Annotated in this window: 20 protein-coding genes; 10 read left to right on the top strand and 10 right to left on the bottom strand. The window is 68.0% G+C overall.

Annotation, left to right across the window (positions count from 1 at the left end):
* Positions 1-73: 73 nt before the first annotated feature.
* Entirely contained in the window at positions 74-1,144 is a 1,071-nt protein-coding gene (locus ACWDUN_RS06925) for an NAD(P)-dependent alcohol dehydrogenase (RefSeq protein WP_449926452.1), read from the bottom strand.
* 247 nt (positions 1,145-1,391) lie between these two features.
* Between ACWDUN_RS06925 and folP the strand changes: the two genes are divergently transcribed.
* From folP to ACWDUN_RS06900, 5 genes are all read left to right on the top strand, one after another.
* Entirely contained in the window at positions 1,392-2,216 is an 825-nt protein-coding gene (gene folP, locus ACWDUN_RS06920) for a dihydropteroate synthase (protein WP_449927761.1), read from the top strand.
* 56 nt (positions 2,217-2,272) lie between these two features.
* A complete protein-coding gene (locus ACWDUN_RS06915; protein WP_449927759.1) occupies positions 2,273-3,181 on the top strand; it encodes a glucosyl-3-phosphoglycerate synthase in 909 nt (302 codons plus the stop codon).
* 43 nt (positions 3,182-3,224) lie between these two features.
* Positions 3,225-3,581 (top strand): DivIVA domain-containing protein, encoded by a 357-nt coding sequence (locus ACWDUN_RS06910; protein WP_449926449.1) that lies wholly within the window; start codon positions 3,225-3,227, stop codon positions 3,579-3,581.
* Positions 3,578-4,159 carry a DNA-3-methyladenine glycosylase I gene (locus tag ACWDUN_RS06905; RefSeq protein WP_449926446.1) on the top strand — a complete coding sequence of 194 codons (582 nt, stop codon included), beginning with the start codon at positions 3,578-3,580 and terminating at the stop codon, positions 4,157-4,159. The genes ACWDUN_RS06910 and ACWDUN_RS06905 overlap by 4 nt, the downstream gene beginning before the upstream one ends.
* Positions 4,160-4,323: 164 nt before the next feature.
* Positions 4,324-4,491, top strand: coding sequence for a DUF3117 domain-containing protein (locus ACWDUN_RS06900; RefSeq protein WP_003406247.1), 168 nt, complete (start codon positions 4,324-4,326; stop codon positions 4,489-4,491).
* Positions 4,492-4,523: 32 nt separating this feature from the next.
* On the opposite strand, the gene glgA is transcribed toward ACWDUN_RS06900, so the two are convergent.
* A complete protein-coding gene (gene glgA / locus ACWDUN_RS06895) occupies positions 4,524-5,687 on the bottom strand; it encodes a glycogen synthase (RefSeq protein ID WP_449926443.1) in 1,164 nt (387 codons plus the stop codon).
* Positions 5,688-5,830: 143 nt separating this feature from the next.
* On the opposite strand from glgA, the gene glgC reads away from it, so the two are divergent.
* On the top strand, positions 5,831-7,045 hold the full coding sequence (gene glgC, locus ACWDUN_RS06890; RefSeq protein WP_449926440.1) for a glucose-1-phosphate adenylyltransferase: 1,215 nt from the start codon (positions 5,831-5,833) through the stop codon (positions 7,043-7,045).
* 38 nt (positions 7,046-7,083) lie between these two features.
* Here the strand turns inward: glgC and ACWDUN_RS06885 are convergent, their stop codons facing one another.
* From ACWDUN_RS06885 to ACWDUN_RS06855, 7 genes are all read right to left on the bottom strand, one after another.
* Positions 7,084-7,680, bottom strand: coding sequence for a DUF4126 domain-containing protein (locus ACWDUN_RS06885; protein ID WP_449926437.1), 597 nt, complete (start codon positions 7,678-7,680; stop codon positions 7,084-7,086).
* Positions 7,681-7,716: 36 nt separating this feature from the next.
* A complete protein-coding gene (locus tag ACWDUN_RS06880; protein ID WP_449926434.1) occupies positions 7,717-7,905 on the bottom strand; it encodes a hypothetical protein in 189 nt (62 codons plus the stop codon).
* A gap of 84 nt (positions 7,906-7,989) precedes the next feature.
* Positions 7,990-9,606 (bottom strand): ABC transporter permease, encoded by a 1,617-nt coding sequence (locus ACWDUN_RS06875; protein ID WP_449926431.1) that lies wholly within the window; start codon positions 9,604-9,606, stop codon positions 7,990-7,992.
* The gene (locus ACWDUN_RS06870) at positions 9,606-10,487 is read right to left on the bottom strand and encodes an ABC transporter ATP-binding protein (RefSeq protein WP_449926429.1); all 882 of its coding nucleotides are present in this window, start codon (positions 10,485-10,487) and stop codon (positions 9,606-9,608) included. Before ACWDUN_RS06870 ends, ACWDUN_RS06875 begins: the two co-directional genes overlap by 1 nt.
* Positions 10,396-11,145 (bottom strand): TetR family transcriptional regulator, encoded by a 750-nt coding sequence (locus ACWDUN_RS06865; RefSeq protein WP_449926426.1) that lies wholly within the window; start codon positions 11,143-11,145, stop codon positions 10,396-10,398. The genes ACWDUN_RS06870 and ACWDUN_RS06865 overlap by 92 nt, the downstream gene beginning before the upstream one ends.
* A gap of 110 nt (positions 11,146-11,255) precedes the next feature.
* Positions 11,256-12,137 (bottom strand): type IV toxin-antitoxin system AbiEi family antitoxin domain-containing protein, encoded by an 882-nt coding sequence (locus ACWDUN_RS06860; protein WP_449926423.1) that lies wholly within the window; start codon positions 12,135-12,137, stop codon positions 11,256-11,258.
* 133 nt (positions 12,138-12,270) lie between these two features.
* Entirely contained in the window at positions 12,271-12,912 is a 642-nt protein-coding gene (locus ACWDUN_RS06855) for an O-methyltransferase (RefSeq protein WP_449926421.1), read from the bottom strand.
* Positions 12,913-13,182: 270 nt separating this feature from the next.
* Here ACWDUN_RS06855 and sigE point away from each other — a divergent pair, with 270 nt between their 5' ends.
* The 4 genes from sigE (at position 13,183) to tatB (ending at position 16,302) form a co-directional block, all read left to right on the top strand.
* Complete coding sequence (sigE, locus tag ACWDUN_RS06850) at positions 13,183-13,857, top strand: RNA polymerase sigma factor SigE (RefSeq protein ID WP_449926418.1); 675 nt, start codon at positions 13,183-13,185, stop codon at positions 13,855-13,857.
* Positions 13,858-13,943: 86 nt separating this feature from the next.
* Positions 13,944-14,339: an anti-sigma E factor RseA gene (gene rseA, locus ACWDUN_RS06845; RefSeq protein ID WP_449926415.1), complete on the top strand. Its 396-nt coding sequence runs from the start codon at positions 13,944-13,946 to the stop codon at positions 14,337-14,339.
* 67 nt (positions 14,340-14,406) lie between these two features.
* Positions 14,407-15,897: a serine protease HtrA gene (gene htrA, locus ACWDUN_RS06840; RefSeq protein ID WP_449926412.1), complete on the top strand. Its 1,491-nt coding sequence runs from the start codon at positions 14,407-14,409 to the stop codon at positions 15,895-15,897.
* Positions 15,898-15,900: 3 nt separating this feature from the next.
* Positions 15,901-16,302: a Sec-independent protein translocase protein TatB gene (tatB, locus tag ACWDUN_RS06835; protein ID WP_449926410.1), complete on the top strand. Its 402-nt coding sequence runs from the start codon at positions 15,901-15,903 to the stop codon at positions 16,300-16,302.
* Between the two features lie 67 nt (positions 16,303-16,369).
* Here the strand turns inward: tatB and ACWDUN_RS06830 are convergent, their stop codons facing one another.
* Positions 16,370-17,512, bottom strand: coding sequence for an Mrp/NBP35 family ATP-binding protein (locus ACWDUN_RS06830; RefSeq protein ID WP_449926407.1), 1,143 nt, complete (start codon positions 17,510-17,512; stop codon positions 16,370-16,372).
* Positions 17,513-17,529: the final 17 nt, after the last annotated feature.

Raw genomic sequence — 17,529 nt, 5'->3', positions numbered from 1 at the left:
CTGCGAAACCCCCGTACCCGGGGTTCTCGCGGGCCGTTTGGCCCCCGGTACGCGGGTTTCGGCGGGCTGGGGACTAGTCGTAGACGATGACTGCGCGGCCGACGACATCGCCGCGGCCGATCGCATCGAGGGTGTCGTTGACGTCCTCCCAGCGGACGCGGGTGATGTGGTCGCTGATCCGGCCGGCCTCGGCCAACGCCAGCACCTCGGTCAGATCGTTGAAGTTGCCCCAGAACGACCCGTAGTAGGTGAACTCGCGGGACACCAACGGGAACAGCGGGATATCGATGCGGTTGCCGATCAACCCGACCGATGCCACCGCGCCCTCGACTGCGAGCAGTTCGAACGCCAACCGGATGGACTCCTCGGCGCCGGCGCAGTCGAGTACCGCATCGAGTTCTGTTCGGCCGGTGAGTCTTTCGAGTTCCTGGGCCACCGCCGCGCCGGGCCTGCCGTCGACGTTGATGACATGGTCGGCGCCGGATGCGGCTGCCGACCGCAGCTTCTCGTCGTTGCGCCCGAAGGCCACGACCGTCGCCCCGCCGCCCAGCAATTTGGCGTACTGCACGCCATAACTGCCCAGTCCGCCGATCCCGGTGACGGCCAGGGTGCGACCCGGACCCAGATGTCCACCGTCGCGCAGCTTCTGCAGTCCGCGGTACGGGGTCAATCCGGCGTCGGTCAGCGGGGCCAGGGTGGCCGGCGAGAGCCCTTCGGCCGCAGGCACCTTGATGACATAGCGGAAATTCACCGGGACGTACTCCTGGTATCCGCCGTGGCGGCCGAAGCCCGCCCAGGTGCCGTGTGCACACAACTGCTCGTTGCCTTCGTGGCACTGCCGGCACGCGCCGTCGCCCCACGGTCCGAAGACCACCACCTGATCACCCTCGGCCAGCCGCGCCGACGCGGGAACCTGAGCGCCGACGCCGTCCACCCAGCCGGCGATCTCGTGACCGGGCGTGATCGGATAGTCCATCGCCAGGCCGCGGTCGAAGTATCCGTCGATCAACTGGTAATCGGTGCGGCACATACCCGCGCCGCCGACCTTGACCAGAACGTCCTCGGGTCCGATGTGTGGGATGTCCACCTCCTCCAGGCGCAGGGGTTGGTGGTACCCGTACATGCGTGCCGCCCGCATCTTCATGGGAAGTCCTCCGTGACCGGTGGGAAATCAAGATCAATCCTGACATCTCGTGGCGGTGTGCGCATCCGTTCTGAGCAACCAGGACACGCAGCCGGCGAAACCCGCGTACCGGGGGTTGTGAGGGCCTCAAGAACCCCGGGTACGCGGGTTTCGGCAGGAAAAGTGGGTCGTCGGGCGGCACGGCTAGCCTGGATGTGTGCAGTCGACTTTCCTGGGCCGCCCGGTCGCCGCCGACCGGGCCCTGATCATGGCCATCGTCAACCGCACGCCCGATTCGTTCTACGACCGCGGTGCCACCTTCACCGATGAGGCCGCGATGGACGCCACCCACCGCAAGATCGCCGACGGCGCCGACATCATCGATATCGGCGGGGTGAAAGCCGGTCCCGGACAGACCGTCGACGCCGATGAGGAGATCGCCCGCGTCGTGCCGTTCATCGAATGGCTGCGCGACGCGTATCCGGACCAGCTCATCAGTGTGGACACCTGGCGGGCCACCGTCGCCAAGCAGGCCTGCGCGGCCGGGGCGGACCTGATCAACGACACCTGGGCCGGTGCCGACCCGGGACTGCCCGAGGTCGCCGCGGAGTTCGGCGCCGGACTGGTGTGCTCACACACCGGGGGTGCGGTCCCGCGCACCCGACCGTTCCGGGTCAACTACGGCATCACCGAGCGCGGCGTCGTCGACGACGTCATCGCCGAGGTGACCGCCGCGGCCGAACAGGCGCTGGCAACCGGGGTCGCACGGGACCGGATCATCATCGATCCGACCCACGATTTCGGTAAGAACACTCATCACGGTCTTAGTTTGTTGCGCCACGTGAAAGATCTTGTAAACACGGGATGGCCCGTCCTGATGGCCCTGAGCAACAAGGATTTTGTCGGGGAGACTCTGGGTGTGGGATTGACCGAACGCCTGGAGGGCACCCTGGCTGCGACGGCATTGGCCGCCGCGGAGGGAGCCGCGATGTTCCGGGTACACGAGGTCGGTCCCACTCGACGCGTACTGGAGATGGTCGCGTCGATCCAGGGATCGCGTCCGCCGACGCGCACGGTGAGGGGACTGGCATGACTCTGATATCCGAGCTGACACCAGAACTGACCGGTATCGACAAGACCGACGCGGTGGTGGGTCACCCGTGGTTGACGGACCACAGTTTCTACCGGCCGTCCTGGACGGTCTCCGAACTCGTCGAGGCCAAGCGGGGCCGGACCATCTCGGTGGTGCTGCCCGCACTGAACGAGGAGGAGACGGTCGGGTCGGTGGTCGAGACCATCACCCCGCTGCTGGGCAGTCTGGTCGACGAGTTGATCGTGCTGGATTCCGGTTCCACCGATGACACCGAGATCCGCGCGGTGGCCGCCGGCGCCCGGGTGATCAGCCGTGAGGTGGCCCTTCCGGAGCTGCCGCCACGACCCGGCAAGGGGGAGGTGCTGTGGCGTTCGCTGGCCGCCACCACTGGTGACCTGGTGGTCTTCGTGGACTCCGACCTGATCGACCCCGATCCGATGTTCGTCCCGAAACTGCTCGGCCCGCTGCTGACCGTCGACGGCGTGCACCTGGCCAAGGGCTTCTACCGACGGCCGCTCAAGGTCAGCGGCAGCGAGGATGCCAACGGCGGCGGTCGGGTCACCGAGCTGGTCGCCCGGCCGCTGCTGGCCGCGCTGCGCCCGGAGCTGACGTGCCTGCTGCAGCCGCTCGGCGGCGAGTACGCCGGCACCCGCGAACTGCTGACCTCGGTGCCGTTCGCCCCGGCCTACGGGGTCGAGATCGGTCTGCTGGTCGACACCTACAACCGGTACGGGCTGGACGGTATCGCGCAGGTCAATCTGGGCGTGCGCACCCACCGCAACCGGCCGCTGACCGAATTGGCCAGCATGAGCCGGCAGGTCATCGCCACGCTGCTCAACCGCTGCGGTATCGAGGACTCCGGTGTCGGGCTGACGCAGTTCTTCGCCGACGGCGACGACTACACACCGCGAAGCTCCACGGTGTCGCTGGCCGACCGGCCGCCGATGAAGACGCTGCGTCCGTAGTCGCCGGGCGCACTTGTCACACCGGTAGGGCAATATCGGGGATGTGACGCTGATACTGATGTACCTGGTGGTGCTGATCCTGGTCGGCGCTGTGTTGTTTGCCCTGGGCAGTGTGCTGTTCGGTCGCGGTGAGCAATTGCCGCCGCTGCCGCACGGCACCACCGCGACCGTGCTGCCGGCTTCCGGGGTCACCGGTGCCGATGTCGACGCGGTCAAGTTCGCCCAGACGCTGCGCGGCTACAAGACCAGCGAGGTCGACTGGGTGCTGGACCGCCTCGGTGCCGAACTCGACTCGGTGCGTGGGGAGTTGGCCGCGCTGCGGGCGACCCATGGCATCGAGGAGCCCGGTGCCGAGCCCGCCGAACACGAGGCCGCCCATGCCCGGGCCGACGAGTCATGACCGCGCCCGAGGATGACGGGCGCACCCGGTGCGGTTGGGTGCCAACGGATTCCAAGCCGAACTCGGTGCTCTACCGGGCGTATCACGACACCGAGTGGGGCGTGCCGCTGCGCGGTGAGCGCGCGCTGTACGAGCGCGTCAGCCTGGAGGCCTTCCAGAGCGGCCTGTCCTGGCTGACCATCCTGCGCAAGCGTGACGGGTTCCGTCGGGCCTTCGCCGACTTCGACGCCGAGAAGGTGGCGCGCTTCACCGATGCCGATGTGGCCCGGTTGATGGACGATGTCGAAATCGTGCGCAACCGTGCCAAGATCGAGGCCACCATCAACAACGCCCGCGCGATCGAGGATCTCGATACCGACTTCTCGGATTTGCTGTGGTCGTTCGCCCCGCCCGCCAGGAAACGTCCCGCGACGCTGTCGGACGTCCCCGCGGTGACCGCCGAATCCACGGCCATGGCCAAGGAACTGAAGCGCCGCGGCTTCCGGTTCGTCGGGCCGACGACGGCCTATGCGCTGATGCAGGCGACCGGGATGGTGGACGACCATATCGCGTCGTGTTGGGTGCCGATGGCGTCTTAGGTGGCACCGATCAGGTTACGTTCCGTCAGTTTTGCCGGGTCTTTTCACACCACGGCGCTGCGATAGGGAACAATAGGATGAGTTCATTGGCAATCTGTGCCGGCACACGCCGGTCTTGATCGGGTCCGTCTCGTACGGGCCGGCTCACGCGGAGGGAGCACACGATGGCGGCGATGAAGCCCCGGACTGGAGACGGTCCATTGGAAGCAACCAAAGAGGGGCGCGGCATCGTGATGCGAGTACCACTGGAGGGTGGTGGACGACTCGTCGTGGAGCTCACCCCCGATGAGGCCGCCGCGCTCGGCGATGAGCTCAAGGGTGTGACCAGCTAGTCCCGGACGTGTTGGGGCGCGCTGGCCACCGGTCAGCGCGATACCAACTCGTAGATGCGAAGGGTCTGCTCGGCGATCTGCGCCCAGGAGAACTCCTCGATACACCGCTGCCGGCCGGCGGCACCATAGGCGCGGGCACGTTGCGGATCGGCCACCAGGGCATTGACGGCATCGGCCAGCCGCGCCTCGAATCCGCGGGCGTCGGCCGCGTCGTAGTGCACCAGTCGGCCGGTCCGGTTGTCGGCGACGACCTCGGGGATACCGCCGACATCGGAGGCCACGACGGCCGTCCCGCACGCCATCGCCTCCAGGTTGACGATCCCCAGCGGTTCGTAGACCGAAGGGCAGACGAAAACCGCTGATGCCGAGAGAATTTCGCGGATCTTCTCGACCGGCAGCATTTCGCGCACCCAGAACACGCCGGCGCGCGCGGTCCCGAGTTCCTGCACGGCCGCACTGACCTCCGCGGCGATCTCGGGGGTATCCGGGGCGCCCGCGCACAGCACCAGCTGGATCGCGGGATCGAACCGGTGCGCGGCGGCCACCAGATGCGCGACGCCCTTCTGCCGGGTGATCCGGCCGACGAACGCGACGATCGGTCGTGACGGGTCCACGCCCAATTCGGCCAGCACCGATGCGTCGGGCTGCGGCGCGGCGGGGTACCAGACCGAGGTGTCGATCCCGTTGCGCACCACGTGCACCCGGGCCGGGTCCAGCGCGGGATAAGTGGCCAGCACGTCGTCGCGCATCCCCGAGCTGACCGCGATCACCGCGTCGGCGGCCTCCACCGCGGTGCGCTCCACCCAGGACGACACCCGGTATCCGCCGCCGAGTTGCTCGGCCTTCCACGGCCGCATCGGCTCGAGCGAGTGCGCGGTCAGCACATGCGGTATGCCGTGCAGCAGGGCGGCCAGGTGCCCGGCCATGCCGGTGTACCAGGTGTGCGAGTGCGCCACCGTGGCCCCCGCGGCGGCGTCGGCCATCACCAGATCGGCCGACAACGTCGACAGTGCGGCGTTCGCGCGCTGCAGCGCCGGATCGGGCTGCGCCACGATCGCGGTGTCCCGCGGCGCGCCCATGCAGTGCACGTCGACCTCGCACAGATGGCGCAACTGGGCGACGAGCTCGGTCACGTGTACGCCAGCCCCGCCGTAGACCTCCGGCGGATACTCCCGGGACATCATCGCCACCCGCATGGTGTGCACCGTAACGGCAGCCGCTGCCCGGCGCACCCTTGTGCGCTTACTGGACACCGTGACCGCCCCAAACACCTTGACTTACAGCACGTCATTCGGTCGATTGGCTAGCCGCACTGCGGCCGGCCCGATAGGTTGGAAACATGAGGGAAGCGCCACACGTGCTGGGCATCGTCCTGGCCGGAGGGGAGGGTAAGCGCCTTTACCCCCTCACGGCCGACCGCGCGAAGCCCGCGGTGCCGTTCGGCGGCGGCTACCGACTGATCGACTTCGTGCTGTCGAACCTCGTCAACGCGCGCTTTCTGCGGATCTGTGTTCTGACGCAATACAAGTCGCATTCGCTGGACCGGCACATCTCGCAGAACTGGCGGCTGTCCGGTCTGGCGGGGGAGTACATCACCCCCGTGCCGGCCCAGCAGCGGCTCGGACCTCGGTGGTACACCGGATCCGCGGATGCCATCTACCAGTCGATGAACCTGATCTACGACGAGGATCCCGACTACATCGTCATCTTCGGTGCCGACCACGTGTACCGGATGGACCCCGAGCAGATGTTGCAGCATCACATCGCCAGCGGCGCCGGCGCCACCGTCGCCGGTATCCGGGTTCCCCGCTCGGAGGCGTCGGCCTTCGGCTGCATCGACGCCGACGAATCGGGGCGCATCCGCAGCTTCATCGAGAAGCCCGCCGACCCGCCGGGCACCCCCGACGATCCCGAGCAGACGTTCGCCTCGATGGGCAACTACATCTTCACCACCAAGGTCCTCATCGACGCGATCCGCGCCGACGCCGACGAGGATCATTCCGACCACGACATGGGCGGTGACATCATTCCGCGCCTCGTGGCCGACGGGATGGCCGGCGTCTACGACTTCGACGACAACGAGGTTCCCGGTGCCACCGAACGCGATCACGGCTACTGGCGTGACGTCGGCACCCTGGACGCGTTCTACGACGCACACATGGATCTGGTCTCGGTGCACCCGGTGTTCAACCTCTACAACAAGCGCTGGCCCATCCGCGGGGGCTCGGAGAACCTGGCGCCGGCCAAGTTCGTCAACGGCGGTTCGGCACAAGAATCCGTGGTGGGTGCGGGCAGCATCATCTCGGCGGCCTCGGTGCGCAATTCGGTGCTGTCCTCCAACGTCGCCATCGACGACGGCGCCATCGTCGAGGGCAGCGTGCTGATGCCCGGTGTGCGGATCGGTCGCGGCGCGGTGGTGCGACGAGCGATCCTGGACAAGAACGTGGTGGTCGGACCCGGCGAGATGGTCGGTGTCGATCTCGACAAGGACCGTGAACGCTTCTCGATCAGCTCCGGCGGTGTCGTGGCCGTCGGCAAGGGTATCTGGATCTGAGGGTGCGCTGCCCGGCGTAAACCGGCGGGACACAAGGGTTATCGGCGCATCGGATCGGTCGTGCGGCCCCGGCGCCTGCGGCGGATCAGCATGACCGCTGCCCACACCAGGGCGGCCACCGCCACCAGAACGAGCACGGGCAGCAGGATCGCGGCGAACACCAGGCCGATGCTGGCCACATCTTCGACCGTGCTGAGAACCGGCGCGGCCACCCCGGCGGTGGCCACATTGGCCGCCGGCCGCACCGTCGACTTCGTCAACGACACCACCAGGGCGATCACGATGCCGATGGCCACCGGTATCCACTGACCGGACTGGGCGAACGCACCCGGGTCGGTGACGGTGGCCGTCTGCGCCGCGGTGCCCGAACCGAACACGATGCCACCGGCGGTGGGCCGCACGAAGGTCTGCACCACGTCATTGACGCTGTCGAGGGCGGGCACCTTGTCGGCGACCACCTCGACCAGCAGCAGCACCGCGACGATGGCCATCACCCAGCCGTTCTCCAGCCACGCCCAGCCCGCAGGCAGCGACACCAGGTCGGTGAACCGCGACAACAGCCCGAGCGCCAGCAGCGGGATGTAGGCGTTCAAGCCGGCCGCGGTGGCCAGCCCGAACCCGGTGAGCAGTTCCATCGTTTCAGTATGTGGCCAGACCGCGGCCGGCGAGGATCAGTTCGGCCGGCGGGCGCGCTCGGTACGCGGGGGCTTGGCGTGGCGAGGAACCACCGGCAGGTCCGTGACCTTGCGGCCTCTGCCCGCCACCGTCGCCAGTGAGCGGCGACAGCGCGGGCATATCGGCTTGCCGGCGATATCGACCGTCCAGCTCTTGCCGCTGCCCGGGCATGCGTTGTCGGCCATGGGTTGCACCCTATCGGTGGCCGATGGACACCACACGTGCGCCATGAGGCGGTCGTCGAACGTCGCGGGTCCGTACGGCAATCTTCAAGCGGCGTCACGATTGCGATAGATCCAGCAGGCCGCGGCGCTCAGTCCTGCCGCGACGACGACCATGACCGCCAAGGAGGTTGCCGGGACATCCTTCGGTACGGTCGTCTGGCCCACCGGGGAGATGTCCAGCAGCCACTGCGGCAACCGCAACAGCGCACCCAGATACAGCGACGCCACGACGAAAGTCACTGCCAGCCAACCGATCATCGGTCGGCGCAGCGCCACCGCCAGGGCAGCCACCGCGGCCAATACCGCCATGGCCGCCAGCTGGGCCAGTGCCGCCAGCGTCAGCCGCCAGATGTCGGCGGGTTCGCCCGCGGTGATGCCGGCACCCAGACCGTTGCCCAGCCCGGCGCAGAACAACAGCGCCGTCGCGCCGAGCAGGGCCGCGGCGACCGCGGTAGACAACCAGGTCCAGCGCGATACGGCGCCCGCCAGTACGGGCTCGGACAGGCCCTTCTGCTCGTCGGTGTGGATGCGCAGCACCGCCGACACCACGAAGGCGCTCGCCGCGGCGGCCAGGAACTGCGTCATGGTGGTGTACGCGCCGTCGGTGCCGGAGTCGGCCATGACGCGGGCCAGCAGTTCGTTGTCGCGGGCCGCGTCGAGCAGTGAGTCGGTCATCGACCCGAAGGTCAGTCCGGCCAGGAAAAGGGCCACGCTCCATCCGATGAGCTGGCCGCGCAGCAGGGTCAGATGCAGCACGAACACGTTCGGGATGGCATGGGCCCGCGGGCGTTCCGCGGTGGAAGCGATGATGCCGTCGTCGTATTGGCGCCGGCCCTCCAGGGCCAGGGCCGTGACGGTCAACGCTGCGGCCAGCACGATCAGCATGGCCAGCGGCCACCAACGCAATTCGACGAAGGAGCGCAGCTGCTGCGCCCAGGCGATGGGCGACAACCAGCTCACCGCGCTGCCGGAGGGGTCGATGACATCTCCGACACCGCGGATCAGGGCGGCCGCACCGAGCGCACCCATCGCGGCACCCGTCGCGGTGCGCGATTGCCGCCACAACTGGGCGGTGACGGCCGCCAGCGCGGCGAACACCTGTGCCACCGCCACGATGCCGATGCTGAAGGCGGCGCTGTCGATGACGGCGAACCCGTCGACGGCCAAGGCCGCCGTCATCGCGACGGCCAGCACCGCGTTGACGGCGGTGGCCAGTGACAGCGCCGCGGCGGTCCGGGCGAAGCGGCCGACGACCGATGATTGCACCAATTCGGCTGCGCCGCTTTCCTCTTCCGCGCGGGTGTGTCTCATCACGGTCAGGATGGCCAGGATCGAGGTGGCGACGATGAGGGTGAGCATGAGCTCACTGGCCAGCATCGCGCCCAGCGAGGTCTGGTCGGGGCCGAAGATGGGCCCGCTCAGCATGATTCCCGCTGGTGTCTGCATCAGCTCGATGCGGGCCAGGCGCTGCTGCTCACCCGGGTAGGTCATCGCCAGGGCGCCGGGGGTGTAGGCCAGCGTCGCGGTCAGCACGGCGATCCACACCGCGAGTCTGATGCGGTCGCGCCGCAGCGCCAGACGCAGCAATGTCGCGGTGCCGGTCAGCGCCGATGTGGATCCGGTCGCCCGGTGCCTGCTCGCGTGGTCGACGGTGGTGGTCATCAGCTCACCGCCCGGTACTCGCGCATGAACAGGTCCTCCAGCGACGCCGGAGCCACCGCCAGGTCGGTGAGGTGCAGCCCGGTCAGGTGGTCCATGGTGGTGTCGAGGTCGGCGCGGTCCACCGAGAAGCTGACCTGGCCGTCGTGTTCGGTGAAATCGTGGACGAACGGCAAGCGGTGCAGATCGGTGCGGGTGCGTGCGGTGACCGTGGTGCGCATCAGGTGGCGTAGATCGGCCAGCGATCCGGAGCGCACGGTCCGGCCGGACCGCACGATGGTGACCGTGTCGCAGAGCTTTTCGACCTCGGCGAGGATATGGCTGGACAGCAGAACCGCCGCGCCTCGTTCGGCGACCTCGGCGACGCATCGCTGGAAAGTGTTCTCCATCAACGGGTCCAGCCCAGAGGTCGGCTCATCGAGGATGTAGAGCTCGGCGTCGGTGCTGAATGCGGCGACGATGGCGACCTTCTGCCGGTTGCCCTTGGAGTAGGTGCGGGCCACCTTGTGTGGATCCAGTTCGAAGCGTTGGATCAGTTCGTCGCGCCGGCGGGTGTCGACGTGACCGCCGCGCAGCCGGGCCAGGAAATCGATGGCCTGCGCGCCGGTCAGGTTGGGCCACAGCGTGACATCGCCGGGGACATAGGCGATGCGGCGGTGCAGGGCCACGGCGTCGCGCCACGGGTCGCCGCCGAGCAGTCGCACGGTGCCGCTGTCGGCGCGCAGCAGTCCCAGCAGGACCCGGATGGTGGTGGACTTGCCGGCGCCGTTGGGGCCGAGGAATCCGGTGACGTCACCGGGGGCCACCGTCAGATCGAGCCCGTCGAGTGCCTTGGTGCGCCCGAATCGTTTGGTCAGTCCTTGGATCTCGACTGCGTATGTCACCGCTGTTCCCTTCCTGAGGTGTACTGAACGGGATGCCCTGTTCGCGCTGAGCCACGAAGGCGTCGTACATGGTGGCGTCGGCCATCAGGCCGTTGGTGTAGACCTCCAGCGCGGGCAACACCATGTCCTCGGCGTAGTCGCGCAGGACCGCGCGGACATCCGTGGGATTGTCGTGCAATTGGATGTAGAGCAGAAAGCCGCCACCGCTGATGATTCCGAGGAATTTCGCCCGCGCCCTGGGGTCTCGGCTGGGTTTGATGGTCCCGGCGCGCACGCCGTCTTCGAGATACTGCTCGGTGTTGTCGAGCATCCGCTTCCAGAACGTCTTGGCCAGTTCGCTGCCCGACTGCATGCTGCGCACGAGGTAGGCCATCATCGGCGCGTACTCCTCGATCTCGGCCATCTGGGCGAACCATGTTGCCGGGTCGGAGGATTGGATCGATTCGGACTTGGCGCTGCGGACGTACTCGGCGATGTGCTCGTCGCAGGCCCTGCGCAGTCCCTCTTTCGAGCCGAAGTGGTGGATGACCAGTCCGGGGCTGACCCCGGCGGCGGTGGCAATCGCCCGCACCCCGGTGGTGAACCCGTGCTCCCCGAACTGTTGGATCGCCGCGTCGCGAATGCGTGCGGTGGTCGTCAGATCGTCGGTTGAACGCATGTTTAGTAGATTAAACCCAAGTTCAATTTGACGTCAAGACTGTTCCGGCGAGCAGACGCAAACTCGCTCAAATTTCAGGTTTTCACGACAGTTTTGCGTCTGCTCGCCGATCAGCCGGCGCGCCGGGACCGCTCGAGATGGCCGAAGACGCGCGCCACCAGTCGAGCCGGATATTGCCGTACGTCGTCGATCACGATCGGCATCGACGTCCATCCGCACTCCTGCAGGCAGGCGACCTTCATCCGGTCATGCCGCAACGCCTCGGCGCTGGCATGCCAATCCATGCTTTCGTACTCGACAACCAAACCCGCTGCCGGCCAGGCGAAGTCGACGCGCCACAATTGCCCGTAGCGGTCGACGATCTCGAACTGCAACTCCGGCGCGGGCAGCCCGCCGTCATAAAAGACGTACCGCGCCTCGCTCTCCATCGGCGACTCGGCGCGCGCGTCGGCGAGCGGCAACATCTCGCGGACCGTCACGATGCCGCGACGCCCTCGCTGGGCGTCGACGCAGGATGCGAGGTCGGCCGCGGTGCAATGCCCGGAGCGCAGGGCGGCATCGAGCACCCCGAGCACCCGCGGACGTCGGACGGTGCGGGCGATCTCGATGGCCGTCCACGCGGGCGCGGTCAACAAGCCACGGTCGACCCGCAGCAATGGTGCGCCGTGCCGCTGATGGACCGCGAGATCCGGCGTCGGCCGCATGCGCACGCCCGGATCGAGAATGTGCAGGCGATGGTCGTGATCGGTGTCGAAGCCGTAGAACTCGGCAGCGGTGTGCAGGCAGGCGACGATGGTATTGCGTGAGAGGAGATCGAGCGCAGCGAGCCGCGATGACGTATCGGGTGGGGTCGCGCAGTAAATCCCGTGAGCAACTCGGAAGATCAATCCGTCGCGTACCTGGTTGGCGATCGTGCGGTACGAGCCCGCCGCGAGGAGTTGTTGCGTGGTCGCGATGCCCCCGTTTGCGGCGAACACATCCTCGATCGGCATCTTCAGATGGTCGTGCGGTCGACCCGCGCAGCCAAGGTGACGGCGCGAAAGCCTGTGGATAACTCCGCGAGCAGACGCAAAACTGCGCAGAGAACCCCGAATCCGAGCAGGTTTATGTCTGCTCGCGAGAGGTTCAGTCGCGCGCGGCGGCGAGCAGGCCGTCACCCAGCGGCACCAGCACCGGGGTGAACCGCTCGTCTTCGGCGATCAGTCGGGCCGCTTCGCGCACGGCGCTGACCTCGGCATCGTTGGCCGATGCGTCGCCGGCCCGCCCGCCCAGCGCAGCGCGATGCACGACGATGGCTCCACCGGGACGCAGCAACCGCACACCCTCGGCCACGAACTGCGGCTGATCGGTCGGCGCCGCGTCGATGAACACCAGGTCATAGGACTCGTCGGCCAGTCGGGTCAGCACTTCCTGGGCCCGGCCGCTGATCAACCGGGTGCGCGACGCCCCGACGCCGGCCTCGGTGAACGCCTGCTTGGCCAGGCGCTGATACTCGGGTTCGACATCGATGGTGGTCAGCACGCCGTCTTCACGCATGCCGGCCAGCAGCCACAGACCGCTCACCCCCGCGCCGGTGCCGACCTCGACGACGGCCTTGGCGCCGGTGAGCCGGGCCAGGACGCTCAGCAGCGCGCCGACGGCCGGAGTCACCGCACCGGCACCGCTGTCCACCGCGCGTTCCCGGGCGGCGGCGGTCACCGCGTCCTCGGTGATCGACGCCTCCGCGTGCGAGACGATCGACTGGGCGGCGTCGTCGGTGCTGGCCATGCCCGCAGCGTAGAGCGAACCGGCGCCCGGGCGCCCCGCGACACGCCCGCCCGTGACGCCGGGATCACAGCGCAAATTGGCTGGTTTTGCCTGGTCGGGCCCCGGGTATCTGCTTTCTCAGGAATTGTTCAGCTTGGTCATATGTCAGGCACACCCCGGTCGGAGAACGTACTACCCATGGAACTCGGCGACAGCTTGCGATCGCGGAATACGGACGGCCTCGGCCACGTTTCCATCAGCAACGAGCAGACGCCTGCCCGCCCCCTTGAAATGGAGGATCCGATCACCGCTTCAGCTTCTGGAAGCACTGTCAGCGCCAGCCCCGTGTCGATGCCGCACCTCGAGCAGTACACCGACGGCGAATGGGTGGAGCCCTCTGACGAGCTGACCGGCACCGCGGTGTTCGACGCCACCGGCGACAAGGCGGCCATGCCGTCCTGGGACGAGCTGGTGCGCCAGCACGCCGACCGGGTCTACCGACTGGCCTACCGCCTGTCCGGCAATCAACAGGACGCCGAGGATCTCACCCAGGAGACCTTCATCCGGGTGTTCCGCTCGGTGCAGAACTACCAGCCCGGCACCTTCGAAGGGTGGCTGCACCGCATCACGACCAACCTGTTTCTCGACATGGTCCGGCGCCGCACCCGCATCCGCATGGAGGCGCTGCCCGAGGACTACGACCGCGTGCCCGCCGAGGACCCGAATCCCGAGCAGATCTACCACGACTCCCGGCTGGGCCCGGACCTGCAGGCCGCGCTGGATTCGCTGCCGCCGGAGTTCCGCGCCGCGGTGGTCCTGTGCGATATCGAGGGTCTGTCCTATGAGGAGATCGGTGCGACGCTGGGCGTGAAATTGGGCACTGTCCGCAGCCGCATCCACCGCGGCCGCCAGGCCTTGCGTGAGCACCTGGCCAAGCACTCCGACCAGCTGAGCGCCTCCGCCTGAGCGTCATGGGTGTGAGGCACGGCTTGCCGCGCTACATTCAGATGAGTGGTGTGCGTGTGATGCGGCGATCCGAGAGGAGCGGGGCGGTGGCTGATCCTGGCGATGTCTTTCGTCGTGCGTTCTCCTGGCTGCCGTCCCAGTTCGCGTCGCAGAGCGACGCGCCGGTCGGTCCGCGCCGTTTCGGCTCCACCGAGCACCTGTCACCGGAGGCCATCGCCGCCTTTGTCGACGGCGAGCTGCGGATGACCGCGCACCTGCGCGCCGGGCACCACCTGTCGCTGTGTCCGCTGTGCGCCAACGAGGTCGAGGCTCAGCGCCAAGCGCGATCCGCGCTGCGCGAGTCCTGTCCGATCGCCATGCCGAGCTCTCTATTGGGCCTGTTGTCCCAGATCCCGGACCGTGATCTGCCGGACCCCGCGGCGCAGGATGACCAGCAGCGCGCCACCGACGGTGCGGCCAGGTCGCGCCGTAAGCGCCGGTAGGGTTGAGGCCGAGTCGATCAGCTGCGCGCCGTGCCGGCGCGCGCTTTGAGCGGAAAGTGATGCACCGGTGACCAACAAAGACGAATCGGGGACCAACCCCCGTCTGGCTCCTCGTCCGGTGTCGCGTCCGCCGGTCGACCCGGCAGAAAAGCGCGCGTTCGGCCGTCCCGACGGCGTGGCGGGGTCCTTCCTAGGCGCCGACAAGCATCGCGACCAAGGCGAGTTCACCCCGACGAATCAGTCGCCCGACCCGGTACTGGCCGAGGCGTTCGGACGCCCCTATGCCGGTGGCGACTCGCTGCAACGCCACCCCGCCGATGCCGGCGCGCTGGACGCCGAGAGTGCCTCCGACGTCGACGACACCCCGGACCCGTGGCGCGACCCGGCCGCGGCCGCGGCGCTGGGATCGCCGGCGATGGCGCCGGTGGCCCCCGTCGTCGTGCAGGCCCCGCAGACCAAGCTCGGCGTTCGCGATGTGCTCTTCGGTCGCCGGGTGTCCGCCGTCGCGCTGGTGATCCTGGCGATCATCGCGTTGGTCATCGGCGCACTCGGTGGCGTGGTCGGCCGCAAGACCGCCGAGGTGGTGGAGGCGTTCACCACGTCCAAGGTCACCCTGGAGACCAGCGACCGACCCGACGAGCCGGCCGGGCGCATCGCCGAGGTCGCCGCAGCGGTGGCCGATTCGGTGGTGACCATCGAGGCGACCAGCGATCAGGCCGGATCGCAGGGTTCCGGCGTGGTGATCGACGGCCGCGGTTACGTCGTCACCAACAACCACGTCATCTCCGAGGCGGCCAAGGACCCGGCCAAGTTCAAGATGTTCGTCGTCTTCAACGACGGCAGCGAGGTGCCCGCCAACCTGGTCGGCCGCGATCCCAAGACCGATCTGGCCGTCCTGAAGGTCGACAATGTCGACAATCTGAGCGTCGCCAAGCTCGGCGACTCCTCGAAACTGCAGGTCGGCGAGGAAGTGATCGCCGCCGGTGCACCGCTGGGTCTGCGCAGCACCGTCACCAGCGGCATCATCAGCGCCCTGAACCGTCCGCTGCCGCTGTCGGGTGACGGCTCGGACACCGACACCGTGATCGACGGTGTGCAGACCGACGCCTCGATCAACCACGGCAACTCCGGCGGTCCGCTGATCAACATGAGCGCCGAGGTCATCGGGATCAACACCGCCGGAAAGTCGTTGTCCGACAGCGCCAGTGGCCTCGGGTTCGCCATCCCGGTCAACGAGGTCAAGGACGTCGTGCAGAAGCTGATCGAGGCGGGCCGGATCGAACATCCGACGCTGGGGCTCACGGCGCGTTCGGTCAGCAATGACCTGGCCTCCGGTGCGCAGATCGCCAATGTCAAGGCCGGTGGGCCTGCCGAGCGGGCCGGCATCCTGGAGAATGACGTGGTGGTCAAGATCGGCAACCGTGAGGTCGCAGACGCCGACGAGTTCGTCGTCGCCGTCCGGCAACTCAAGATCGGCGAGCCTGCCCCCGTCGAGGTGCTGCGCGACGGTCGCCCGGTCACCCTGACCGTCACACCGATCGGCGACGGCGCGGCCTGACCCATGTTCGCGAATGTCGGCTGGGGCGAAATGCTGCTCCTGGTGGTGGCCGGTCTGGTCATCCTCGGCCCGGAGCGGTTGCCGGGTGCGATCCGCTGGACCTCCGGCGCGGTGCGGCAGGTCCGCGATTATCTGAGCGGGGCCACCAATCAGTTGCGCCAGGATCTCGGACCGGAATTCGACGATCTGCGCGAACCGCTCAGTGAGCTGCAGAAGCTGCGGGGAATGACGCCGCGGGCGGCACTGACCAAGCATCTGCTCGACGGTGACGACTCGTTCCTCACCGGCAACTTCGACAAGCCGGTCAAACCGGTGTCCCCGGATGCGCCCAAGCCGGCCGCTCCGGAAACGCCCAAGGTGCCGGCCGAGCCCGGCGTGACCCGGTTCGACGCGGACGCGACCTAACGCCCAACCGAACAAACGGGCACAAGAGTGCGAGTACTTCTCGACTTTTCGTAGATCTCGACCGGGTTCAGCGTCCGGCCGGGTCCAGACCCAGCGACATCCCGGCCAGACCACGTTTGCGTGCACCCAGGGCGTCGGCGATCTTGCGCAACTCCTTGCCGGCCGCCGAATCCGGCGCCGACAACACCAGCGGCACGCCCGAGTCCCCGGCCGAGACCAGCGCGGGCTCCAGCGGAACCTGGCCCAGCAGCGGCACCTCGGCGCCGACCGAGCGGGTCAGCGATTCGGCGACCTGCTGTCCGCCACCTTCCCCGAAGATCTGCATGACGGTCCCGTCGGGCAGCGTCAGCCCGGCCATGTTCTCCACCACGCCGACGATGCGCTGGCGGGTCTGCAGGGCGATCGCCCCGGCCCGCTCGGCCACCTCGGCGGCCGCCGACTGCGGTGTGGTGACCACCAGGATCTCCGCGCCCGGAATCAGCTGGGACACCGAGATCGCGATATCACCGGTGCCCGGAGGCAGGTCGAGCAGCAGCACGTCCAGATCGCCCCAGTAGACGTCGGCCAGGAACTGCTGCAGCGCGCGGTGCAGCATCGGCCCGCGCCACACGACCGGGGTGTTGCCCTGGGTGAACATCGCGATCGAGATGACCTTCACGTCATGGGCGATCGGCGGCAGGATCATCGAGTCGACCTGGGTGGGCCGGTCCACGATGCCCATCATCCGCGGCACCGAATGACCGTAGATATCGGCGTCGAGCACGCCGACCTGCAGTCCGCGCGACGCCAGGGCGGCCGCGAGATTCACGGTGACGCTGGACTTTCCGACGCCACCCTTACCGGAGGCGACCGCGTACACCCGGGTCAGCGAGTTCGGCTGCGCGAACGGGATGACCGGCTCGCGCGAGTCGCCGCGCAGCAGCTTGCGCAGTTCGGCGCGCTGCTCGTCGTTCATCACGTCCAGGCCGACCGTAACCGCACCGGTGCCCGGGACGTCGGTCACCGCGGCCGTCACCTTGTCGATGATCTCGGTCTTCTTCGGGCACGCCGACGTGGTCAGGTAGATCTCGACCGCGACGGAATGGTCATCGGCGATGGTGACGCTCTTGACCATGCCGACCTCGGTGATCGGACGGCGCAGTTCGGGGTCGACGACCTTGCTCAGCGCGGAGCGCACCGCGGCTTGCAGGTCGGTATCAGGCGAGGACATCACCGCCGAGTCTAGGC

The organism is Mycobacterium sp. NPDC003323, from assembly GCF_053589535.1.
This window is presented reverse-complemented; position numbering and strand designations above follow the sequence as displayed.